Origin of the sequence: Microcoleus sp. Pol11C3 (assembly GCF_036701485.1) — a bacterium.
Classification (GTDB): domain Bacteria; phylum Cyanobacteriota; class Cyanobacteriia; order Cyanobacteriales; family Microcoleaceae; genus Microcoleus.
The window spans coordinates 1-2,430 of the sequence record NZ_JAUBQW010000270.1 but is presented as its reverse complement, the minus strand read 5'-3'; the positions used below and the strand labels follow the sequence as shown (position 1 = coordinate 2,430).

The window sequence follows — 2,430 nt, the reverse complement described above, 5'->3', positions numbered from 1 at the left end:
TGGCACATCTCTTGATGAAATTATTCGTGCTTATTGTGCATGAATAGTGTCTCATACTTATTTGAAATGACTATAATCAGCTTCATTTAAGTTTGCGAATAATCTAGCGCCGCTGAGGTTGGCACCGCTGAGATTTGCGCCGCTGAGGTTAACTTCGATCGTCAGATTTCGCTGTAGATTCACTTGACTCCGCCGTAAATATCGCTTTAAGACTGATTTGAGATTATCTTTTTTAACTTTTTCTTCGAGTGCTGTTGAAAGTAGTTTCCATAGTTTAGCACCAGCATCTTTGATATGATCATATTCATATTCAGTGCTGGCTGCAATTTCTTTATAAGACTGTCCTTCCCAGGATTGACGAAACACTATCTCTTGAATTTTGTTGAGGCGATCATAGTTGAGGGCTGTTTCTGCGATCGTTAGAGCTTCGTCAACAGTCATGTGTTAAAGTCCCTTACTAGCGGATCGTTAAGGTAGGCTTAGTATAGATTGTACCGCAACAGACGCTTAATATTACTTTTTATTACTTTGCAGCCCATATAAATTTGCTATTATATCTCTAAACACACACCGATGTCAATGCCAATAACACCCACCAGCAGTCTTAAAAACCTGATTGAATAAAGTCTAAGATATATGCTTGCTAATTGGTAACTTCGCTGTTCCTTGGAAAGGAGTAATTATGGCTGCAAATAACTTATTGCCCAAAGATGATAATGACAGACCGCTCAGGAATACCAGGATAGAAATTACTAAGCAAACAGTTAGATTTGATTCTGATGTCTATCAGTTTCGTAACGTCACACGTTTTGGGTTAGCTCCTGTTAGAAACACTAATCTATTTCCCATACAATTTATTTTAGTATTGTTTGTAATTGGACTTTTTTGTGCAAATATTCCTGAGTGGAGATTTTGGGGAATAATATTTGTTTTAGCAGCAATAGGTGCATTTTATGCAAACACTTCACAACCCAAAAAGTATGGTCTTAAATTATACCTTAATTCAGGTTCTCCTGCGCCAGTATTTATTACTAGCGATATGCCAGGTTTAGAAAAAGTAGTTTCAGTCTTATACAACTTCATGGAAAGTAATGCAGAAGGTACTTATGTAATCCATACAGAAGATAGATCTATCCGAATAGAAGGAAGTGTTGGAGGTTCGGTCACCGCAGGTAATATTGGAGGCAGTTCATCAAGTCAAGTTAGAGGAAATGTCTCTCGAAACGACTAAAAATAAAAGTGTCATCCAAAGATAAATCAAATTAGGAGGGAATAATGGAAGATAAACAAGGTATTCAGATCGGAGGAAGTGTTGGAGGTCCTGTTACCGCAGGTAAGGTTGAAGGGGATTCATCAAGTTATGTTGGAGGAAATGTTTCCTTCGCTATAAACGAGTTACCTTCATCCTCTGAACCTGATAAACCCGGAATCAAAGAGTTACTCACCCAACTCCAAGCAGAAATTAAAGCAGACCAAAATTTAAGTGAAGACGACAGGGAGGATGCTTTAGAACAAGTAAAAGCCTTAGCTGAAGCTGCTAAAAATCCTAATGATGCAGAAATGAAAAATAAAGCCAAAAAGGCAGACAGGATGCTCGCACGAATTATGAAAGGTGTACCACAAGCGACAAAACTACTAGAATTCTGTAATAATCTACTGCCATTGATTACTAAATTCTTTGGGTTTTAGCAAGCGATCGCCTTTGGGCAAACACCCCTAATAATTACGATCGCACTTCTTCTCCTCCCTTGTTCGCAGCATTCTGTCAATTCTAGCAATCGAGGTTTTAAAGTGCGATCGCTCAACTCTTAACTACCTCCAAACCCCTATCTTTAGCTACTTGTTGCGCTACAATTTCCTCCAAAGTAGCGACTCTCTCCCACTTAGACTCTCTTGGCTCAAACTGACAGTAGGAAAGTACGATCTCATCCCAGTCGCAGTCTTCGCCAACAGCAGGATAGGACTGTACTTTTGCGACTAACCAGTCGCTTTGGCGGTGGTAAATTTCTCCGTCTGCGAAACGTTTAGATTCTCCCAAGCGATCGCCAATTTTAGGGAGAGTTCGGTTTGTGGAATAGTCCATCTCTTCGTGCAGCAAGTAAGTACCAGAACCTATTGCGTCGAGTCTTTTTTCCCATCCAGTCTGTGCACCGTCTGTGCGGTAAATTTTCAGTGTTGGCTTGCCTTTTATCGAGTTAATCTTGGTGGTCATACCCCAGATCCTGAAAATAAATCTCTTCTCCTACAAACTCGCAGTCTACCTTCAAAACAGGGTCGTTATTAGGAATAAATCTCTGATAATCCCAGCCGTATTTTTTAGTCCTTTCGGCGCATTTATCTGGATCGGTCGCCGGTGGGTGCATCTCACTTTGGCAAATACATCAAATTGAAAGTTGACCGTTGAGATAAGCACAGCGAAGAGCAAGGATA

General features: G+C 40.2%; 4 protein-coding genes. 2 read left to right on the top strand and 2 right to left on the bottom strand.

Going from position 1 to position 2,430, the window contains the following annotated elements; translation table 11 throughout:
- Window positions 1-57 precede the first annotated feature (57 nt).
- On the bottom strand, window positions 58-441 hold the full coding sequence (locus QUA40_RS28370) for a pentapeptide repeat-containing protein (protein ID WP_333131994.1): 384 nt from the start codon (window positions 439-441) through the stop codon (window positions 58-60).
- A gap of 241 nt (window positions 442-682) precedes the next feature.
- Here QUA40_RS28370 and QUA40_RS28365 point away from each other — a divergent pair, with 241 nt between their 5' ends.
- Both QUA40_RS28365 and QUA40_RS28360 read left to right on the top strand, forming a co-directional pair.
- Window positions 683-1,231 carry a DUF6232 family protein gene (locus QUA40_RS28365; RefSeq protein ID WP_333131992.1) on the top strand — a complete coding sequence of 183 codons (549 nt, stop codon included), beginning with the start codon at window positions 683-685 and terminating at the stop codon, window positions 1,229-1,231.
- A gap of 44 nt (window positions 1,232-1,275) precedes the next feature.
- Entirely contained in the window at window positions 1,276-1,689 is a 414-nt protein-coding gene (locus tag QUA40_RS28360) for a hypothetical protein (RefSeq protein WP_333131990.1), read from the top strand.
- 112 nt (window positions 1,690-1,801) lie between these two features.
- Here the strand turns inward: QUA40_RS28360 and QUA40_RS28355 are convergent, their stop codons facing one another.
- Window positions 1,802-2,212 (bottom strand): hypothetical protein, encoded by a 411-nt coding sequence (locus tag QUA40_RS28355; RefSeq protein ID WP_333131988.1) that lies wholly within the window; start codon window positions 2,210-2,212, stop codon window positions 1,802-1,804.
- Window positions 2,213-2,430: the final 218 nt, after the last annotated feature.

Bases quoted from the DNA above. Each gene is read 5' to 3' on its own strand.
- QUA40_RS28370 (WP_333131994.1), bottom strand. From the start codon at position 441: ATGACTGTTGACGAAGCTCTAACGATCGCAGAAACAGCCCTCAACTAT.
- QUA40_RS28360 (WP_333131990.1), top strand. From the start codon at position 1,276: ATGGAAGATAAACAAGGTATTCAGATCGGAGGAAGTGTTGGAGGTCCT.
- QUA40_RS28355 (WP_333131988.1), bottom strand. From the start codon at position 2,212: ATGACCACCAAGATTAACTCGATAAAAGGCAAGCCAACACTGAAAATT.
- QUA40_RS28365 (WP_333131992.1), top strand. From the start codon at position 683: ATGGCTGCAAATAACTTATTGCCCAAAGATGATAATGACAGACCGCTC.